Source organism: Methanobacterium bryantii, from assembly GCF_002287175.1.
Classification (GTDB): domain Archaea; phylum Methanobacteriota; class Methanobacteria; order Methanobacteriales; family Methanobacteriaceae; genus Methanobacterium_D; species Methanobacterium_D bryantii.
On the sequence record NZ_LMVM01000037.1, the window covers coordinates 172,071 to 188,945 of the forward strand.

The window sequence follows — 16,875 nt, forward strand, 5'->3', positions numbered from 1 at the left end:
ATGATATTATGACTAAGAAAACAAAAAATAGCACTTTAAAAGCGATACTGGATATCATCCTGTATGAACATCCCTCAACTCAGGATGAAATCGCTGAAAAACTTGGAATAACTCGGAGATACGTTACAAAACTGCTTCAACCTCTTATAACTAAGGGGGTTGTAAAGAGAGCATACACTCTTGATTTAAAAAAGTTCGATGAATTTTCAGAAGTTTTTGAAGAAGAAAAAACATCAAGGGAACATGCTGGAACATTATATATCAAAGAAATGATTAAGAATATGGCTAATCATGTTTGTAAACAGCTTGACAGGTCCTTTGAAGCTCTTTCAACTTATGATGATGAGCTGGCAAGTAAAGCATTGAATATGGACTATATTACAAATAACATGCATGAAAAAGTAAGAACTTCTGTAGACATGGCTTTATCTATGAACCCTTCTTCAGAATTCAGTAAAACAATGGCTTTCAGTGAGGTAGCATATGATTTAGAGCGTATTGGAGATCATTCCTGCCAATTTGCTAATTTTACAATGAAGGAATCATATGAAGTTGATTCTGAAATGCTTTTATATCTTGGGGAAATGTATGAAACTGCAAAGAAAATGGTTAATTACTCAATGGATATTTTCTTAAATGAAAAACTTGAATTAAAGAGTAAAGTAATGGATTACGAAGAAAAAATACATGCTTTGCAGAAAAAAGCATTAAACTGCATTGCAACTCAAATGGCAGAAGCGTCTTTTGACGATACTGAACGTTCAACATATTATTTGTCTTTATCAAGGGTAGTTAAGGCTTTTGAAAGAATTGGGGATATATCTATTGAAATAATAGATGTTTCAAGGGAATTTTATGAAAATATACCTCGAACTACAACTCCTGAAAGATTTAGACGGAATCCTAAATTATCTAATTTAAAATAACTAACTTTTGACAATTTATTTTCATTTAAATTAAAAAAGAGATGTGTATTATTCTTTCTCTTTTTCCATGTATTCTTTGATTTTTCGCTCTTCCCATTCTTTAGAGAAGATTCCTCTTTTCATAAAAACTGATGATCCATGTGCAACAAGACCTATTCCCCAGAAAAACGATATAAATAGGAACCACCAGAAACCGGGAGTTGTAAAGAAATTAATGATTGCCAGGAATGTATTCACAACGATATAACTAAGTAAATGTGAGTAAAAACCTCTCACTTCTTCAACTCTTCTTTTAGCTCGGATATATGCATCTTTTTGTATGATTCATCAACCATTTTGTAAACCCCCTCTTTGAATTGTACAAATTATGGAGTAGTATACAACTTATTATATATGTTTCAAGGCATTTAAAGTTTGTTTTAAAAAAAAGGGAGTTTATTAAAAAGATTATTTTGTTAAATAAGTTTTATAGTCTGATTAAAAATAATATAATGTGTTGTAGGGTTAAAAAAATCAAAATAGGTGCCGGTATTTAAAAATAGGGATTTCTTTACTAAACTGGATATTTAACTGACAAAAGAATGTGATTTTGATCGGGTTATACTCCGTCGTAGTAAATTTCGTCAATTTCAAAAAATTTTCTAAATGGGGATTCTCTTGTATTTTCTTCATTTACATGTGCTAAAATACCAGGTAATCGGCCAATCATAAACATACCACTTCCAACTGTCCAGTTGAACCCCATATCTGATAAAATTGCCCCGTTGGCCCCATCAATATTCATTCGAATACCTTTTTTTTCAAAGAGCAGATCTTCAATTACAGTGGCAAGTTCAGAATGTTTACCAAAGCACCCGTATTTTTTTGCAAGTTCTATCAGCCTTGGCGCTCTTGGGTCTTCATTGTGATATCTGTGTCCAAAACCACATATTTTTTCATTATTTTTTAAAAAATGGCTCACTATTTCTTCTGCAATTCTATTAATGTCATCTTCTGTTCTTTTAATTCCGTCTTGGAGAGTTTTCATGGCATGTTCTATTGCTCCTGCATGGTTTTTACCAAATGCAAGAAGGCCGCCAGCAATGCATGCATGCAGCGGAGATCCTGTAGATGCCATGATCCTAGCAGTCTGTGTACTTGGAGGAGTAACGCCATGGTCACAAAATGATACCAGAACTGCCCCTAACATTTGGGCTTCGTTTTTGGAAGGTAGCTCTCCTTTTATGAGCAGGTGTATCATTTCGGCAAAAGATATATTTCCTATAAGATCTTCCTGTAAATAACCCCTTGTGGTTAATTTATTGGGCTCAACTTTTGTTATGGAGGTTCTCCATTTTAGAATCCTCGGTTTGAATATATCTTTTAACACATCTTCCGTTATCATGTTGGATATTTATACAATATGAATTTATTTAAATTTAACGCTTTTAGTGCAATATGGGACACATTTAGTGATATTTGTGGGGATAATTCTTGGGGCCTAAAATGGCTTAGTTCCTATAATGTGATAACTTATACACAAATAGGAACCTTTAAATAGGGGGGAACCTTTATTATAGGATGAGGTGAATCAAATGAATTCAAAATATTTGATTGGAATAATAGTAGCCATAGTAGTAATAATTGGTGCTTACTTTGCACTTGCAGGAAGCTCAAATCAACAAACAATACAGATTGCTGGTTCTACTTCCGTACAACCAGTGGCAGAGAAGTTAGCTCAAGCTTACATGGAGAAACATCCTGATGTTAAAATAAATGTACAGGGTGGAGGTACATCTGTAGGTATCACAAGCGCTCAGCAAGGGACAGCGGATATCGGTACAGCATCTTCCAAACCTAAAGATAGTGATGCACAAGGATTAGTACAAACTCAAATTGCAAAAGATGGAATTGTTGTTGTGGTAAACAACGATAATAATGTTAGTGCACTTACAGTTAACCAGACAAAAGATATATTCAGTGGAAATATCACTGACTGGAGCAAAGTAGGTGGTTCATCAGGTACCATCAGTGTTATAACCAGAGAAGATGGTTCAGGTACCAGAGATGGATTCCAGAACATAGTAATGGGCGGTAAAAATGGAACTAAAATTGTAAGCGATGCAATTGTTCAGAGTTCAACAGAAGCTGTTTTACAGGCAGTTAAAGGAAACCCTAACGCTGTAGGATACATATCCTTAGCAAGCCTTAGCAACGATGTTAAAGCAGTTACAATCAATGGAGTAGCTCCTTCAGAACAAACAGTAAGTGATGATACTTACAAAATAGTAAGACCCTTCATTTTCTTAACTAAAGGCGAACCTACTGGCATCGTTAAAGACTTTATAGACTTTACAATGAGTGCTGAAGGTCAAAAAATAGTTAAAGAAGCTGGAGCAGTTCCAATGACTTCTAGCTAAGTGGTTTTTAAAACCACTACTTTTTTGTTTATTTATAATTTAAAGGCATGAAAGAGAAGTTTATCATGTAAATTTGATTCGTTGCTTCATCACTTCATATTTAAATACTCCAAAGAAGAAGAGTAACTCAAGGTGATGAACATGAATCGGAAATACAAGTATGGAATAGTAATTGCCATCATTATAATTATCGCTTATCTAACAATTATCCCATCAAGTCAATATGAAAGAATACAAATTGCAGGTTCTACATCGGTACAACCTGTAGCTGAGGCATTAGCTGATGCTTACATGGAAAAGCATCCCAACGTTAGAATAAACGTGCAGGGTGGAGGATCCAGTTTAGGTGTAAGCAGTGTTTCACAAGGTATAACTGAAATAGGTACAAGTTCAAGAGATTTAACGCCACAGGAAAAAGAAGGGCTTATAGAATATGAAATAGGAAAAGAAGGTATTGTCATCGCTGTTAATAACAACAACAATGTAACCACATTAAGTACCGAACAGGTTAGAGGTATCTTCAACGGTGCTATTACAAACTGGAACCAGGTTGGAGGATCTGACACACAGATCCATGTTGTAACCCGGGAAGAAGGATCAGGTACACGGTCATCTTTTGAGAATTTAATAATGGACGATACGAAAATCAAGTCTGATGCAGTGGTCCAGAGTTCAACTGAATCTGTTAAACAGGTAGTTAAACAGGATCCAGGTGCAATAGGATTTGTTTCATTAGCTCATATGAGCAGCGATGTTACAGCTTTAAAAATTAATGGAGTTGGCCCTTCAACACAAACCGTGGCAAATGGATCTTATAAACTACAAACTGCATTCCTTTTTGTGGTTAAAGGGGAACCACAGGGAACAGTTAAAGACTTCATTGACTTTACATTAAGTCCTGAAGGACAGGCTATAGTAAAGAGCCAGAATATTGTTCCGGTTAATATGTAAATTTGTATGGTAATCTGGAATGTGCTTACAAGAAGTTTGTAGAATACTAAAAAATTAAAATAATAGTCAAATTTATTTAAGTTAAATTCCGAGTTGAGGAGAATACATGTAGTTTTCCCAACACAAAAATTGGAAATTTTTGTGGTTGAAGAAAAATGCTGAACATGCAAAATTTTTAATTTTGCTGTGTAAAAATTGAAAATTTTACAGTTGCGAAATGAAAGATTTCGCAAACGTCAAAAATCAGTTAACATTTTTCTGAACATTCGAAATTTGTAATTTCGATGTTTGAGGAACATAGCAGGAGAAAAATTCAAAGAATTTTGAGAGTTGAAGGAAAATGTAATTTTCCTGAATCCCAAAATCAAAGATTTTGAGAGATTTTAACAGGTTTTTTGAGGTTGAAGAAATGAAGAAATATGAAGAATTTCTAGTGGAAAAGGGGCTTTTCATAATGGCCATTTTGTCCATTGTAGTGATAGTTCTGATCATAGGATTTATATTCCAGCAAGGTTTCCCAGCAATGGATCAGATTGGAATCTTGAAGTTTATATTTGGAATGAACTGGTCGCCGTCTGAGGATCAGTACGGTGTTTTTACAATGATCATTGGATCATTGGGTATAACTGCCCTTTCACTGCTATTTGCAGTGCCATTATCATTGTGTTGTGCAATCTTTCTGGCAGAACTTGCACCTCGTACAGTGAGAAGGATTTTAAAGCCAGTTATTGAAACTCTCGCAGGTATACCTTCTGTTGTATACGGATTCTTTGGGCTTATAGTACTTGTCCCAATTATGAGGGTATATTTTGGGGGGACTGGTTTCAGCATGCTTGCTGCATCTTTAATTCTTACAGTAATGGTTCTTCCGACAATAATTAGTATATCTGAAGACGCATTAAAGTCTGTTCCTGTAGAATATAAAGAAGCATCTCTTGCACTTGGTGCAACTCACTGGCAAACAATAAGGAATGTTATTTTTCCGGCAGCTATTCCTGGAATTATAACTGCAATAATACTTGGAATGGGCAGGGCAATTGGTGAAACACTTGCTGTGATTATGGTTGCAGGAAATGTTGCACAGATTCCAAATTCAATATTTGACCCAGTAAGAGCATTAACATCAAATATAGCCCTTGAAATGGGTTATGCAACTGGATTACATTACAGTGCACTGTTTGCAACAGGAATAGTTCTGTTTATCATGATAATCATCCTTCTTATAATAGCTAACTACTTCCACTATAAGAAGAAGGTTGTAATCGGGGGAGGATATTTATAATGCTTAATCAGGATTTATACATCTATTTAGGTGGTTTAAATGTTAAATATTAAAATAATGTCTCCTAAAATGTCTCAAAGGATTATGAAAGGAGTCTTTTGGGCATCAGGGATATTAACAGTTATTCTATTGCTCATTATTATAGGGTATATACTTTATAAGGGGTTACCTGTTGTAAATATGAGTTTCATATTCAGTAACCCTGTAGATTCTGGTAAATCTGGAGGTATATTCCCAATGATAGTGTCAAGTTTATACGTGACATTTTTAGCAGTTATTATTGCGACCCCTCTTGGTGTTGGGGCAGCAGTGTACCTTTCAGAATATGCTGGAGAAAATAATCTGGTTAAACTCATAAGATTTGGAGCAGAAACACTGGCATCTATTCCTTCAATTGTATATGGGCTATTTGGGCTGGCGTTTTTTGTTGTCTATCTTGGACTTGGATGGTGTGTACTATCTGGTGGTTTAATACTGGCAATTATGGCGCTCCCTACAATATTACAGGTAGCTGAAGTTTCACTGGAAGCTGTACCTGCATCATACAGGGAAGGAAGTCTTGCAATAGGTGCTACCAAGTGGCAAACAATTTATAATGTTGTTTTGCCTGCAGCAGTTCCAGGGATTACTACTGGTGTGATACTTGGACTTGCAAGGGCTATTTCAGAGGCAGCCGCAATTATGTTTGCAGTAGGCGCGGCACTATCTGTTCCTATTTCCATTTTTGATCCAGCAAGGCCTCTTCCACTGCACCTTTATATTTTAGCAACTGAGGGTATATCCCTTGACAATGCATATGGAACTGCAGCTGTACTGGTGCTTATAGTTCTCATAATAACCGTTGTTACAAATACATTAGTTGAAAGATACTCTAAAAAGATGATGGGGCGATAGAATGGATTATCGAATTGAAGTTGAAGACTTAAACGTTTACTTTGACGAAGCACATATTTTAAAGGATATCAACATTAAAATCCATAAAAATACTGTTACTTCACTTATAGGACCTTCTGGTTGTGGAAAATCAACATTTGTACGTACTTTAAACCGTATGAATGACCTTATTGATACATTCAAATTGGATGGAAGTGTTCTTTTAGACGGCCAGGATATTTATGATCCAAAGTTAGATGTGGTTGACTTAAGAAAAAAGGTAGGAATGGTATTTCAAAAGCCAAATCCGTTTCCAAAGTCTATATTTGATAATGTAGCCTATGGTCTCAGGGTACATGGAATTGAAGATAAATCAGTACTGGCTGAAAGAGTTGAAGAAAGTTTAAAAGGTGCTGCACTGTGGGATGAGGTCAAGGATAAGCTGGATAAATCAGCTATGGGACTTTCAGGAGGTCAGCAGCAGAGACTATGTATAGCAAGGACCATTGCAGTAAATCCGGAAGTTATATTAATGGACGAACCTGCATCAGCACTTGATCCTATATCAACAACAAAAATAGAGGACTTAATTCACAAACTGAAAAATGATTACACCATAATCATTGTTACACACAACATGCAGCAAGCTACAAGGGTTTCTAAATACACAGCATTTTTCTTACATGGAGAAATCGTAGAAAGCGGACTCACCGATAAAATATTCATAGAGCCTGAAGATAAGCGTACAGAAGATTATATAACTGGTAGATTTGGTTAAATAAATTTTTTATTTAATTAATGTGCCCATCTCTTTAATGGGGTATGCACTAAAGGTGAAGCAATGTATGGGATGATACTGGAGAATAAATTAAAAAAAATAAGCGGTGATCTTTTAGATTACAGCAATGAAACAGTAGATATGATTAAAAATTCTACTGGCAGTTTCTTAAAGGAAGATATTAATTTAGCAAAAGAAACAATTGAAGCTACCAGTGAAGTAAACAAAAAGAGCGAGTATATTGAATATGAATGTTTGAAAATACTTGGATTGCATCAACCAGTTGCTAGAGATTTAAGACTGGGGGCTGCAATTTTAAGAACATCTACTGAACTTGAGAGAATAAACACTCTCTCAGCATATATATCCAGATACGCTATAGATGCAGCAGAAAAAAGTTCAGATTCATACAAACCGCCCCATATTAAATTCATGTCTCAAACAGTGCAAAACATGCTAAAAGACGGAGTTGGATCACTTTTAAGTGAGGATATACAGCTTCTAAAACGTTCAACTAAAAATTTCGTTGCTCTTCAGGATTTTTATAATCAGATGTTTTTAGAATATGGTGATGACAATTCTTCAACTGCTGCAATGTACTCAATCCTTATTGGAAGGAATCTCTTAAGTATGGGGCATCATATAATGGGGATGGATGACAGGATAGCTTACTCTATAATAGGAATGAAGGTTGTACACCATAAAGTATTCTACAATGTATTAATGAAGTAAAAATTAATATTTAAAAATTATACAAAATAGTATGTGATGATTTAGATGTGGCTCCCATCAGATGAACCTAAGAATAAACTGTGCGGAAACAAACTTGATAAATCATATCTACCTTTATCAGGTTATATGAGAGTTTTAAATGAAAATTATGAGTCTATATTATTTTTAAGTGATGATCTAGTTGTAGGTGCCTGGTATCTAAATGCTAAATCTTTAAATGAACTTTATGAAAACGATGCAATGGAAAAAGTTAAAATCCTCGACGAGTCAAAAATTGAGATATATGAAACAGGTGAAAAACTGTTTAAAACTATTCTTGAATTGAATGAGGAGTGTAAATTATCATTACCTATACGTATTGATATGTTTTGGGATAAAATTGGATTAAATACCACCGATTCTCGTGAAGAACTGTTGTCTAAGTATAGGATAAATGAACCATCTGTAATTGATGTGGATAATTTAATAAAAGATTATAAGTCCAAGACGGAGGATTAAAAATGGAAAGAAAAAAATATCCTAGGATACTGTTTCGAAAAAGGCTAAAAGAGCTAAAAGAAGATGTAAATGAAATTGGACAGATAGCAATCCAGGCACATAAAGATGCAATCAAAGCTTTTAATGACTATGATAAAGATCTGTTGGATGGTGTTATTAAATCCCGTGATAAAATAGAAGAATTGAGTTTTCATTTAGAAAGGAAATGCATTAGTATCATTGCTTCAGAACAGCCTGTTGCAATGGATTTAAGATTTATTGAAGCATGTATTAAGGTTGGTAGTCACTTGAAAAGGATAGGTAGCTTATCAGTAAATATTGCTGAAGCCGCTAAAAATTTAAAAGGTGAAGAAATTCCAGCGAGGTCTATGGAAGATCTTAACCATATGGCTAACCTTGTGCAGATGATGCTCAGTAAAGGTTTATACTCATTTATCGATCAGAACATGGACATGGCAAGAGAACTGAGGCATGATGACGATAAAGTGGATGATTTATTTGATCAGTCCCTTGAGAATGTTACAAGCAGTATGTTTCAAAATAAGGATTCTATATCTTATATGATATATTTATTGTTCATTGCAAGATTCCTTGAACGAATTGCTGATCGTGCGGTAAGTCTCGGGGATAGAACAATCTTTATGATAACCTGTGAAAAACCTAAAAGACTTGAATTAAAAAAATAAGATCGAAAAGAGTTTTTTCTGTCTAAATATATGTGCTTTAGGCACATATTTCATTTTTTTTATAACTTAATTTACACCAACTATATTTAAAATAGGCTCTTAAATGTATTTATTCTCTAAATTAATCATCTAAACTAGTAATTTTCATTGCCTCTATTTAATTATTTACTATATTTATTTAAATGAGGACAGTTTATTAATTTAGAATAGGGTTATGTAAAATATACTAATTATTAAGTCATAATGTGTGGTAAAAATACTGAAATTTAGAGTATATCCTTTTTTTGTTGTATTCTAACTAATTTAATATTATAAGTAGGATAATAATCGATTTTCATTGATTTAGTATTTAATATTAAAAGTGGAGTATGTAGCGATCTAAAAATTTTTATTATACTAACTATAATACAATAATTACAATTTATTCATACAATATGTTCTAATCAACAAAATTTATATATTGGAGTAAGACATACACTTCAAGTGTAAAATAAAACACTAAAAGTGAATAAATGGCAGAGGTTACAAACTTTCAAAAGCTTTGCTTTTGGGCTGCCACAATACATATTCCAAATGTGAGGATTGATATTTTGATGTTCAAATGGAAAAATGAGGAGTTAAGACGCGAATTAATGATGAACACATTAGATTATCTAAGCAGAAAGCGAAACGCGTCTATTGAGGAGTTAGCTGATTATACTGGCCAGGAATATGCAATAATAGCTCAATTAATGCATGATTTGGAAAATAAAGGCCTTATAAAATCAGAAACAGTTTTTAATTTAAAGAATGAGTCAAAATAATAAGACTCTAAATCTTGTTTTTTTAATCTTAATTTAATAAATTTTAACACGTCTATTTTTATAGAAATAGGCATTTAAATGGGTTTTTTTTTACAAATTAAATGAATTTTATTTATTTAATTTAGTTTAGGTATAGTTTATAACAAAATATATTACTAATTTCAAATATAGTAATAATACAGTTCAGTTATTCCATTAAATTTTTTAAAGATAGGGTGAATTATTTCACTGGTTTTGATGGCCAGTGATTATAGTTCTTTGTTATGAGTTTGAGGTGATTTAATTGAAAGTAAAAGATGAATTAATTGGAAAAGAAGTTCTAGATTCAAAAGGCCACGAACTTGGTAAAGTGGATGATATTGACGTTGATTTTGACTCCGACAGGATAGACTCTATTATTCTTCATGAAGGAGGACGCATTAGGGGGAGAGACCGAGTTATTCCTTACAGCATGATTGAAACTGTGGGCGAAAGGATACTCTTAAAAAAATCGGGAGAAACTGAAGAAAGAAGAGAAGGAATAATGTAATTGATTAAAATGAATCGCTGATTCGTCATTACCTCTTTTTACTTTTTAATAATAGACCTGCTATTTAATCTACTTTTTTTAAATGTATTTTGCTGGATTTTCCTACTTTAAACTCGTTTATTTTATAGTCATCACCTGTAACTTCTTCTATTCCTGCTCGGGTAATTATTGTAATTGGTTGAAGATATTCAGTTAGCAGGTTTTCCACCATATATGGCTTATCTTTTACAGCGTAACTTTTTAAATAGATTTTTAGGTCATCATTGTTGATATGGTAGTCTATATTTTCCACATATGTTGATTTATTACTAAAATTATTTAAAATCTGATTTGTAGGTTCATTGGGTGTTTGAAAATCTACATCCTGAAAATTTTGTTTCCATTCATCCCATATTAGTTTACCTAAGAAACGGCCAATGGAATCAGTTCCATTTTTTAATTGAATAAGATTGTTATATTTTAACCATATTCTCATAGCTTCGATCATTGCTTTGCTGTACCATCCCTTTTCAAATTTGAATTTTTGAGAGGCTACCTTTTTGAATTTGTAATCTAAGTCTTGGGGTATGGATACGGTTGCTCTTTTTAGATTGGTAAATTCAGTCATAACATCACTTTAAATAATATGTTTTAGCCACGTAATTGGAATATTTTAATTAATTATTCCTTTAATTGAGATTATTCCGGTAATTATATGGTTAATTATATCAAGTATAAATATTTTTAATTAAATTAATATATTATGTATATTATTACGTACACTGCTAATAATACGATTTATAAAATAAAATTGCGAAATTTTTACTTTATATATTTATACTTTTTGCAAATGCGTACTTTATATAATGTAAAAATGCACATGTTCACATTTTAATTAATTATTTCCATTGATTAAATTAATAATCACGTATACAGCTGTATGACTATGGAATTTAGATATAATCCATATTCGCATGAGAAATATTAAAAATAAATGGATAAAAGTGGATCTAACAAAAACGAAAATTTAGGAGAATTTAATATGGGTATTCGTGAAGACGTAGGTGGAATTTTGAATGAGCTTATGGAAAGAGCTCCTGGTGATGTTACTGGTGCTGCCCTTTTAAGGCCGGATGGTTTAATGATAGCATCTGTTTTACCTCAAGACACTGATGAAAAACGTTTAGCTGCAATGGGTGCAGCAATTGTAGGTACTTCTCAAAGGACTTGTGATGAATTGAGTAGAGGAGATTTGGGCGAAATTATAATTGAAGGAAGTGTTGGGAAAGCCACATTCTCTTTTGCAGGTACTAAAGGCATTTTAGCTGTACTTTCACCTAAAGATGTGAATCTGGGTTTAGTACTCATGGAAGTAGAAAGAACAGCAGATAAAGTGAAAGAAGTAATGGAGAAATAAGAAGGGATTTTAAATGACAGAAGATATGAAGATGGATACAGTGGTAGCATTACTCCGTGATCAGCCAGATCCTATAAATGTTTTATACGCAGTATCATTAATGGGACTAACTAAAGGTCTCTGGAAAGTATCAGGGGCAGGTTCAGCAGGAGTTACTAGAGCTTTTGGAGAAGATATATGGCGTCTTATTAAAATAGGATCAACCCTGCTTAAAGCAGATCAAGATACAAGCAATCCTCAGAAAGCGATGGAATTTTATGACAGTTATCTCATCGGACGTTTTAATGTAGCAGATAGTATGGATTATGATGTAACCGATGATAGCATAGAAATTACGGTTAAAAACTGCCGCGCTCATCATTACACAGACTATCTGGAAGAAAATGATGTACCTCGTTCTGTTGGATGTCCACTGGCTTTAGGATGTGCAGCTATGATGGAAGAAGTTACAGGGGATCCTTTCATAGTGGATAGTATAGAATCTAAAGATGGGAACAGTAAAATTGTCCTTAAAAAATTTTAGGGATCTAAAAAATTTGAGATATAAATTGTAGCTAAAAAAGGGGAGTAAATAATTAATGGCAGCGGGATCTATCCTTAAAGTAGTTGTATTTGGTGCTCTTAATGCAGGGAAAACCACATTTGTCGAAAAGTTAAGCGGGCAAGATCTGCTTCTTAAAGGAGACTTTGATAGCATTACAACCAGCTTTGATTTTGTCCAGATTGAGCAGCAGGGGTTCTTAATACATCTATTTGCAAGTCCTGGACATAGAAGATTTTCTTTTATGTGGAATACTCTTGCTACTGGAATGGATGGAGCTATACTTCTAATTGACTCTACTGTAGGGATATCACCCGTTGACCATGAACTTGTAAAGTTTATAACTGGCTACAATGTACCATATATAATTGCCGCCAATAAAACTGATATCTGTGAAATTAAAGACTCTCAAATTCGGGAAGAACTTAGTATACCTGAGGAAATCCCAGTAGTTAACACATCAGCACTTGAAAATCAAGATCTTGGAAATATAATGGGCAGTCTTATAAAAAATATTGAAAAAAAATTAAATAGTTTGGGTAAATCCAATGAAACTTGAAACAAATTTTGAAAAAGCTTTAATTTCTATAAATAGGATAACTGGAGTAAAAGACTCTATTTTAGCAGGGTTAGATGGTATTCCTGTGAGTAAATTAGATGAAAATACTTCTATTTTGAGCGCTACAACTGCTGCAGCACTTGGCGCAGTTAGAGAAATGATTAGAAGCATTAGTTATGGTAATTTAGAGAAATTAATTGTTGAAACAGATTCGGGAAAGATTGTCATAGAAGAATTTGGGAACAAGCATGTTATAATAGTATTAACAGAAAATAATGCTAATATTGGAATGATCAGGGTAACTCTTAAAAAAGTAGTTAGAGAGTGTATGGATAATTAATCCTATTTTTATATCTCTAAAATCAATTAAACCAGTGATTTAAAAATGAGGCCAATTTCAGAGCAAATATGTGAAGTTCTTGAGGATATGCAGGAGCGTGCCGATATCAAGGAGTCCTACGTTATCCGGAAGGACGGACTGATATTTACTTCAAGTAACCCCCATGTTAAAAACCAGAGAATAGCTGCAATGTCCGCATCTTTACTGGAAATTGGTAAAAAAACCCTTGAAGATGTAGGTAACGATGATTTAAAACGTCTTTTGATAACTGGAGATAAAATACAGATAATTATTATGGGTTTCTCATCTGTAGCTTTGGTATGTTCCATGAATTCAAATACTAATACGGGTATGGTTTTTTTAAGGATGAAAAAAGCAGTAGAAGAAATATATGATATAATGCGGGAAGCTTACGGATCTGATGCAATATAATATTTATATATCTTTTTGTTTTGTTGTGAAATATTATGTATGCTTGGATTTGTTACAGTTAAATCATTAATTACTTTGTGGCTATTTAACTAAACTTAAATTTCTATAATTTGCACCAGTTTGAGTGTCTATTATGGTTCAATTAACCTGTTTGTTATCTATCACTTGGAACATCCTGTATATTGTCTTTGAAACTTCCTGGAGATTGATATGATGACGTTGGAATTCCAGGATATATGCTGAACCAAAATCTACTTTCTAGCTATTATTCGCCTGTTTTGCAGTAATTTTTGTAAGGTTATCGCCTGTTTGTGATTAGAAATTTTAAACTTTCTCATTTTATGGAAAAGATACTTTTTATAAAGTAAAACAAAAAAGAGTAAATGATTTTTAAATCTTATTTTAAGGCCGTAAAACAGCTTCTGCATGCCTTCCTGCCCAGCATTGAATACATATTCCTATTGGAAGTCCTGCAGTATGGGTATCTGCAGTTAAAATTTTCACATCGAGTGCTGTTGTTTTACCTCCGAGCCCCATTGGACCAATTCCAGTTTCGTTTATCTGGCGTAAAAGATCCTCTTCCAGTTCTGCAATCATCTTGTCTGGATTCCGCTCTCCAACTTTTCCAAGCAGCGCTTTTTTTGCAAGTTTCATGGCCATATCCGATAGTCCTCCCACTCCAACTCCCACAATTATTGGAGGGCATGGTTTTCCACCGGCAGCAATTACTGTATCCAGAACGAACTTTTTAATGCCTTCGATACCTTCTCCTGGCAAAGCCATTTTGAGGGCGTTGTTGTTTTCTGATCCAATACCCTTTGGAAAAACTGTAAATTCGATTTTTTCTTCATCAATAAGTTCTATATCTATTTGAGGAATCAAATTGCCTGTATTTGTACTTGTATTTTCTCTTGTTAGTGGATTTACCACGTTTGGCCGTAGTGGTATTTCTTTAGTGGCCCTTTTGACCCCATTTCTTATGCCTTCATAGAGGTTTTCAACTTCTACTTTACCAAGTTTAACAAAAATAATTGGGAGACCTGTATCTTGACACATTGGAACGTCAAGTTCTTCAGCAGCTTCAATATTATCGAGTATAGCTTTAAGATTTAGACATGCAATCTCATCATCTTCATTTTTATATGCCTCTTCAAGCGCTTTCTTGACATCATCGGGCAACTTGATTACGGCCTCTTTGAATAAGTTAAATATTGTATCTTCTATAGTACTTTGAGTAATCATGATAAACCTCTCTAATAAATAAATATTATGTTTTGTTATTTAAATCAGTTATTTTCAAACGTATTAAAAAAACGAAGATATTAAATTATTTCTTATAACTAAACATAATCCTTTCTGTTTGATTGTAATAGTAACTATTATTATTATCCTCCATAAATATATTGAATCAGCATAAGGGGGGCGGATAATTTGAAGGGAACGACACTATTTTTAGTTTTGATTTTAATTGCAAGTATTATTGAAATTTCAGGTTATAAAGACTTTCAACAAACTAATAGGATGTATAAACTCTCATAAAAGTCATTTTAGTAGATTTATAAAGTTTAATTATCCTGGAAACCTTCAAAATACTACTGGTTTAATATTACTAATGGGTGCTTAAATTGGATGAAAGCAAGCATTACATTCAAATAGATATTATAAAAGGACTTGCAATAATCGCAGTTATAACTTTACATGTATTACCTGGAAACTTAGCTAAAATTCCACTATCTATTTTCACTATAGAACAAGCAGTACCAATATTTCTTGTTGTTATGGGTTTAAATGCAGCAATGTCCTTTAAAAGAAGGGGATATATAACTTTAAGTCAAATATATAATACGAACTATATTAAAAGTCGTTTTAAAAGATTACTCTATCCCTTCATTGTTATTTTCATATTGTCTGCAATTTTAGGTCTTTTATTTAAGGGAGATCTTTACATAGGATTTTTAAGCATTTTAGGTTATTTACCATTATCTGGGCCGGGTAATTATTTTGTATCCATTATATTCCAGTTTGTTTTTGTTTTTCCTATATTATATTGCTTATACAAGAAAAATCCCAAATTTACTTTAGTCTTAAGCTTTGTATTAACCTTTGTTTTTGAGATATTAGCCAATCAAATTCCGGTTTTAGAAAATAATTCATATCTTTATAGAGCGTGTATCTTAAGGTATTTATTTATAATAGCATTGGGTGTTTGGACCTTAGATAACTTTGATATTAACAGTTTAAAGACGGTGTTTAAAAGAAAATTTATAATAATGGGGCTAATTGTAAGTGTTGTTTATATGATATCAATTTCGGTTTTTAATTGGAATTTTATACACTTCCAGTCTGCATGGCAACCTCGTAATGTTCTATCCTTTTTTTACCCATTAACTATATGTTTAGTCGGCTTGAGATATTTACCATTAGTTTCAGAAAAAATTTCTGGTTTATTGGGGTTCATTGGCAGAGCTTCTTACCACATTTTTTTAGTGCAGATAATAGTTTTTGGTTCAGGACTTTCAATGGCTTCAATTATTGAAGAATTTGGATTACAGCATATTTATGGAATAACCTCTTTAATTAGTAATATAATTATCCTGACTATAGTAGGTTCTTTATTTTTCATTCTGGAAATAAAATTCAAAGAATACATTTCTAAAAAAATAATTCAAAAACCCACATTTGATATTTCTAAGATATTTCATTGACGTGGTTACTGCCTATATGAATTATAGCAAGTAATTTGATTTCTGTTACGCTCATGTCCATATCATGTGCACAGTTTATACTTCATTTATTATATTGAAAAAAACAAAGCTTGCAAAAATCTTTGATTTTTGTGCATTCAAATCCTTGGAAAACTTTCGAAAATCATTGATTTTCGAATGCACAAACACTGTCAAAATCTACGATTTTGATGCAACAAAAAACCTGTGGTTTTTTGTAAGTTTCATGTTTGTAAGCTTTATTTTCCAGGTTTCAAAATCCTAGATTTTGAGAACCTTTGGATTTGAAAGTTTTTTTCAATCGGAAAAATAAAAAATTTTTCCATACTGGTTAATTTAGGTGGACTTGTTTTAAAAAATTCTATTTATTTAATCAAAAATTACATAATAATTTAAATCGTAATATTTGCACAATACTCCAGACATA

Annotated in this window: 21 protein-coding genes; 17 read left to right on the plus strand and 4 right to left on the minus strand. The window is 32.9% G+C overall.

Annotated features, from left to right (window positions below; translation table 11 throughout):
* Positions 1–8 precede the first annotated feature (8 nt).
* Complete coding sequence (locus ASJ80_RS12825; RefSeq protein WP_069584184.1) at positions 9–926, plus strand: phosphate signaling complex PhoU family protein; 918 nt, start codon at positions 9–11, stop codon at positions 924–926.
* Between the two features lie 48 nt (positions 927–974).
* On the opposite strand, the gene ASJ80_RS12830 is transcribed toward ASJ80_RS12825, so the two are convergent.
* Both ASJ80_RS12830 and ASJ80_RS12835 read right to left on the minus strand, forming a co-directional pair.
* Positions 975–1,250, minus strand: coding sequence for a 2TM domain-containing protein (locus ASJ80_RS12830; protein WP_338036876.1), 276 nt, complete (start codon positions 1,248–1,250; stop codon positions 975–977).
* Positions 1,251–1,524: 274 nt separating this feature from the next.
* Positions 1,525–2,310, minus strand: coding sequence for a citryl-CoA lyase (locus tag ASJ80_RS12835; RefSeq protein WP_069584182.1), 786 nt, complete (start codon positions 2,308–2,310; stop codon positions 1,525–1,527).
* A 190-nt stretch (positions 2,311–2,500) separates the two neighbouring features.
* On the opposite strand from ASJ80_RS12835, the gene ASJ80_RS12840 reads away from it, so the two are divergent.
* From ASJ80_RS12840 to ASJ80_RS12885, 10 genes are all read left to right on the plus strand, one after another.
* Positions 2,501–3,325, plus strand: coding sequence for a phosphate ABC transporter substrate-binding protein (locus ASJ80_RS12840; protein WP_069584181.1), 825 nt, complete (start codon positions 2,501–2,503; stop codon positions 3,323–3,325).
* 135 nt (positions 3,326–3,460) lie between these two features.
* Positions 3,461–4,276: a phosphate ABC transporter substrate-binding protein gene (locus tag ASJ80_RS12845; protein ID WP_369802126.1), complete on the plus strand. Its 816-nt coding sequence runs from the start codon at positions 3,461–3,463 to the stop codon at positions 4,274–4,276.
* A gap of 409 nt (positions 4,277–4,685) precedes the next feature.
* Positions 4,686–5,558: a phosphate ABC transporter permease subunit PstC gene (gene pstC / locus ASJ80_RS12850; RefSeq protein WP_069584179.1), complete on the plus strand. Its 873-nt coding sequence runs from the start codon at positions 4,686–4,688 to the stop codon at positions 5,556–5,558.
* A 39-nt stretch (positions 5,559–5,597) separates the two neighbouring features.
* Positions 5,598–6,452: a phosphate ABC transporter permease PstA gene (gene pstA / locus ASJ80_RS12855; RefSeq protein WP_069584178.1), complete on the plus strand. Its 855-nt coding sequence runs from the start codon at positions 5,598–5,600 to the stop codon at positions 6,450–6,452.
* Position 6,453: 1 nt separating this feature from the next.
* Positions 6,454–7,209: a phosphate ABC transporter ATP-binding protein PstB gene (pstB, locus tag ASJ80_RS12860; protein WP_069584177.1), complete on the plus strand. Its 756-nt coding sequence runs from the start codon at positions 6,454–6,456 to the stop codon at positions 7,207–7,209.
* A 63-nt stretch (positions 7,210–7,272) separates the two neighbouring features.
* Positions 7,273–7,941: a phosphate signaling complex PhoU family protein gene (locus ASJ80_RS12865; protein ID WP_069584176.1), complete on the plus strand. Its 669-nt coding sequence runs from the start codon at positions 7,273–7,275 to the stop codon at positions 7,939–7,941.
* Between the two features lie 45 nt (positions 7,942–7,986).
* A complete protein-coding gene (locus ASJ80_RS12870) occupies positions 7,987–8,439 on the plus strand; it encodes a DUF2226 domain-containing protein (RefSeq protein WP_069584175.1) in 453 nt (150 codons plus the stop codon).
* Between the two features lie 2 nt (positions 8,440–8,441).
* On the plus strand, positions 8,442–9,125 hold the full coding sequence (gene phoU, locus ASJ80_RS12875) for a phosphate signaling complex protein PhoU (RefSeq protein WP_069584174.1): 684 nt from the start codon (positions 8,442–8,444) through the stop codon (positions 9,123–9,125).
* Positions 9,126–9,637: 512 nt separating this feature from the next.
* A complete protein-coding gene (locus ASJ80_RS12880) occupies positions 9,638–9,928 on the plus strand; it encodes a MarR family transcriptional regulator (protein WP_245837578.1) in 291 nt (96 codons plus the stop codon).
* Between the two features lie 283 nt (positions 9,929–10,211).
* A complete protein-coding gene (locus ASJ80_RS12885) occupies positions 10,212–10,457 on the plus strand; it encodes a PRC-barrel domain-containing protein (protein WP_069584173.1) in 246 nt (81 codons plus the stop codon).
* Between the two features lie 64 nt (positions 10,458–10,521).
* On the opposite strand, the gene ASJ80_RS12890 is transcribed toward ASJ80_RS12885, so the two are convergent.
* On the minus strand, positions 10,522–11,064 hold the full coding sequence (locus ASJ80_RS12890) for a hypothetical protein (RefSeq protein ID WP_069584172.1): 543 nt from the start codon (positions 11,062–11,064) through the stop codon (positions 10,522–10,524).
* Positions 11,065–11,478: 414 nt separating this feature from the next.
* Between ASJ80_RS12890 and ASJ80_RS12895 the strand changes: the two genes are divergently transcribed.
* Genes ASJ80_RS12895 through ASJ80_RS12915 form a run of 5 tightly spaced genes read left to right on the plus strand, consistent with a single transcriptional unit; the run spans position 11,479 to position 13,725 of the window.
* Entirely contained in the window at positions 11,479–11,853 is a 375-nt protein-coding gene (locus tag ASJ80_RS12895; protein ID WP_052376113.1) for a roadblock/LC7 domain-containing protein, read from the plus strand.
* A 13-nt stretch (positions 11,854–11,866) separates the two neighbouring features.
* Positions 11,867–12,376: a hypothetical protein gene (locus ASJ80_RS12900; protein WP_069584171.1), complete on the plus strand. Its 510-nt coding sequence runs from the start codon at positions 11,867–11,869 to the stop codon at positions 12,374–12,376.
* A gap of 55 nt (positions 12,377–12,431) precedes the next feature.
* Positions 12,432–12,953: a GTP-binding protein gene (locus ASJ80_RS12905; protein ID WP_069584170.1), complete on the plus strand. Its 522-nt coding sequence runs from the start codon at positions 12,432–12,434 to the stop codon at positions 12,951–12,953.
* A complete protein-coding gene (locus ASJ80_RS12910; RefSeq protein ID WP_069584169.1) occupies positions 12,943–13,293 on the plus strand; it encodes a roadblock/LC7 domain-containing protein in 351 nt (116 codons plus the stop codon). Before ASJ80_RS12905 ends, ASJ80_RS12910 begins: the two co-directional genes overlap by 11 nt.
* 45 nt (positions 13,294–13,338) lie before the next feature.
* Positions 13,339–13,725, plus strand: a complete 387-nt coding sequence (locus ASJ80_RS12915) for a roadblock/LC7 domain-containing protein (protein ID WP_069584168.1) — start codon at positions 13,339–13,341, stop codon at positions 13,723–13,725.
* A 402-nt stretch (positions 13,726–14,127) separates the two neighbouring features.
* Here the strand turns inward: ASJ80_RS12915 and ASJ80_RS12920 are convergent, their stop codons facing one another.
* Complete coding sequence (locus tag ASJ80_RS12920) at positions 14,128–14,967, minus strand: fumarate hydratase (protein ID WP_069584167.1); 840 nt, start codon at positions 14,965–14,967, stop codon at positions 14,128–14,130.
* Between the two features lie 383 nt (positions 14,968–15,350).
* On the opposite strand from ASJ80_RS12920, the gene ASJ80_RS12925 reads away from it, so the two are divergent.
* The gene (locus tag ASJ80_RS12925) at positions 15,351–16,430 is read left to right on the plus strand and encodes an acyltransferase family protein (protein WP_069584166.1); all 1,080 of its coding nucleotides are present in this window, start codon (positions 15,351–15,353) and stop codon (positions 16,428–16,430) included.
* The last annotated feature ends 445 nt before the right edge of the window (positions 16,431–16,875 follow it).

What these genes read in the sequence shown, in the direction of transcription:
- ASJ80_RS12890 (WP_069584172.1), bottom strand. Translation starts at nt 11,064, where the DNA reads ATGACTGAATTTACCAATCTAAAAAGAGCAACCGTATCCATACCCCAA.
- ASJ80_RS12835 (WP_069584182.1), bottom strand. Translation starts at nt 2,310, where the DNA reads ATGATAACGGAAGATGTGTTAAAAGATATATTCAAACCGAGGATTCTA.
- ASJ80_RS12825 (WP_069584184.1), top strand. Translation starts at nt 9, where the DNA reads ATGACTAAGAAAACAAAAAATAGCACTTTAAAAGCGATACTGGATATC.
- ASJ80_RS12900 (WP_069584171.1), top strand. Translation starts at nt 11,867, where the DNA reads ATGACAGAAGATATGAAGATGGATACAGTGGTAGCATTACTCCGTGAT.
- pstC (WP_069584179.1), top strand. Translation starts at nt 4,686, where the DNA reads ATGAAGAAATATGAAGAATTTCTAGTGGAAAAGGGGCTTTTCATAATG.
- ASJ80_RS12845 (WP_369802126.1), top strand. Translation starts at nt 3,461, where the DNA reads ATGAACATGAATCGGAAATACAAGTATGGAATAGTAATTGCCATCATT.
- pstA (WP_069584178.1), top strand. Translation starts at nt 5,598, where the DNA reads ATGTTAAATATTAAAATAATGTCTCCTAAAATGTCTCAAAGGATTATG.
- ASJ80_RS12920 (WP_069584167.1), bottom strand. Translation starts at nt 14,967, where the DNA reads ATGATTACTCAAAGTACTATAGAAGATACAATATTTAACTTATTCAAA.
- ASJ80_RS12840 (WP_069584181.1), top strand. Translation starts at nt 2,501, where the DNA reads ATGAATTCAAAATATTTGATTGGAATAATAGTAGCCATAGTAGTAATA.
- ASJ80_RS12880 (WP_245837578.1), top strand. Translation starts at nt 9,638, where the DNA reads ATGGCAGAGGTTACAAACTTTCAAAAGCTTTGCTTTTGGGCTGCCACA.
- ASJ80_RS12870 (WP_069584175.1), top strand. Translation starts at nt 7,987, where the DNA reads ATGTGGCTCCCATCAGATGAACCTAAGAATAAACTGTGCGGAAACAAA.
- pstB (WP_069584177.1), top strand. Translation starts at nt 6,454, where the DNA reads ATGGATTATCGAATTGAAGTTGAAGACTTAAACGTTTACTTTGACGAA.
- ASJ80_RS12910 (WP_069584169.1), top strand. Translation starts at nt 12,943, where the DNA reads ATGAAACTTGAAACAAATTTTGAAAAAGCTTTAATTTCTATAAATAGG.
- ASJ80_RS12915 (WP_069584168.1), top strand. Translation starts at nt 13,339, where the DNA reads ATGAGGCCAATTTCAGAGCAAATATGTGAAGTTCTTGAGGATATGCAG.
- ASJ80_RS12905 (WP_069584170.1), top strand. Translation starts at nt 12,432, where the DNA reads ATGGCAGCGGGATCTATCCTTAAAGTAGTTGTATTTGGTGCTCTTAAT.
- ASJ80_RS12895 (WP_052376113.1), top strand. Translation starts at nt 11,479, where the DNA reads ATGGGTATTCGTGAAGACGTAGGTGGAATTTTGAATGAGCTTATGGAA.
- phoU (WP_069584174.1), top strand. Translation starts at nt 8,442, where the DNA reads ATGGAAAGAAAAAAATATCCTAGGATACTGTTTCGAAAAAGGCTAAAA.
- ASJ80_RS12865 (WP_069584176.1), top strand. Translation starts at nt 7,273, where the DNA reads ATGTATGGGATGATACTGGAGAATAAATTAAAAAAAATAAGCGGTGAT.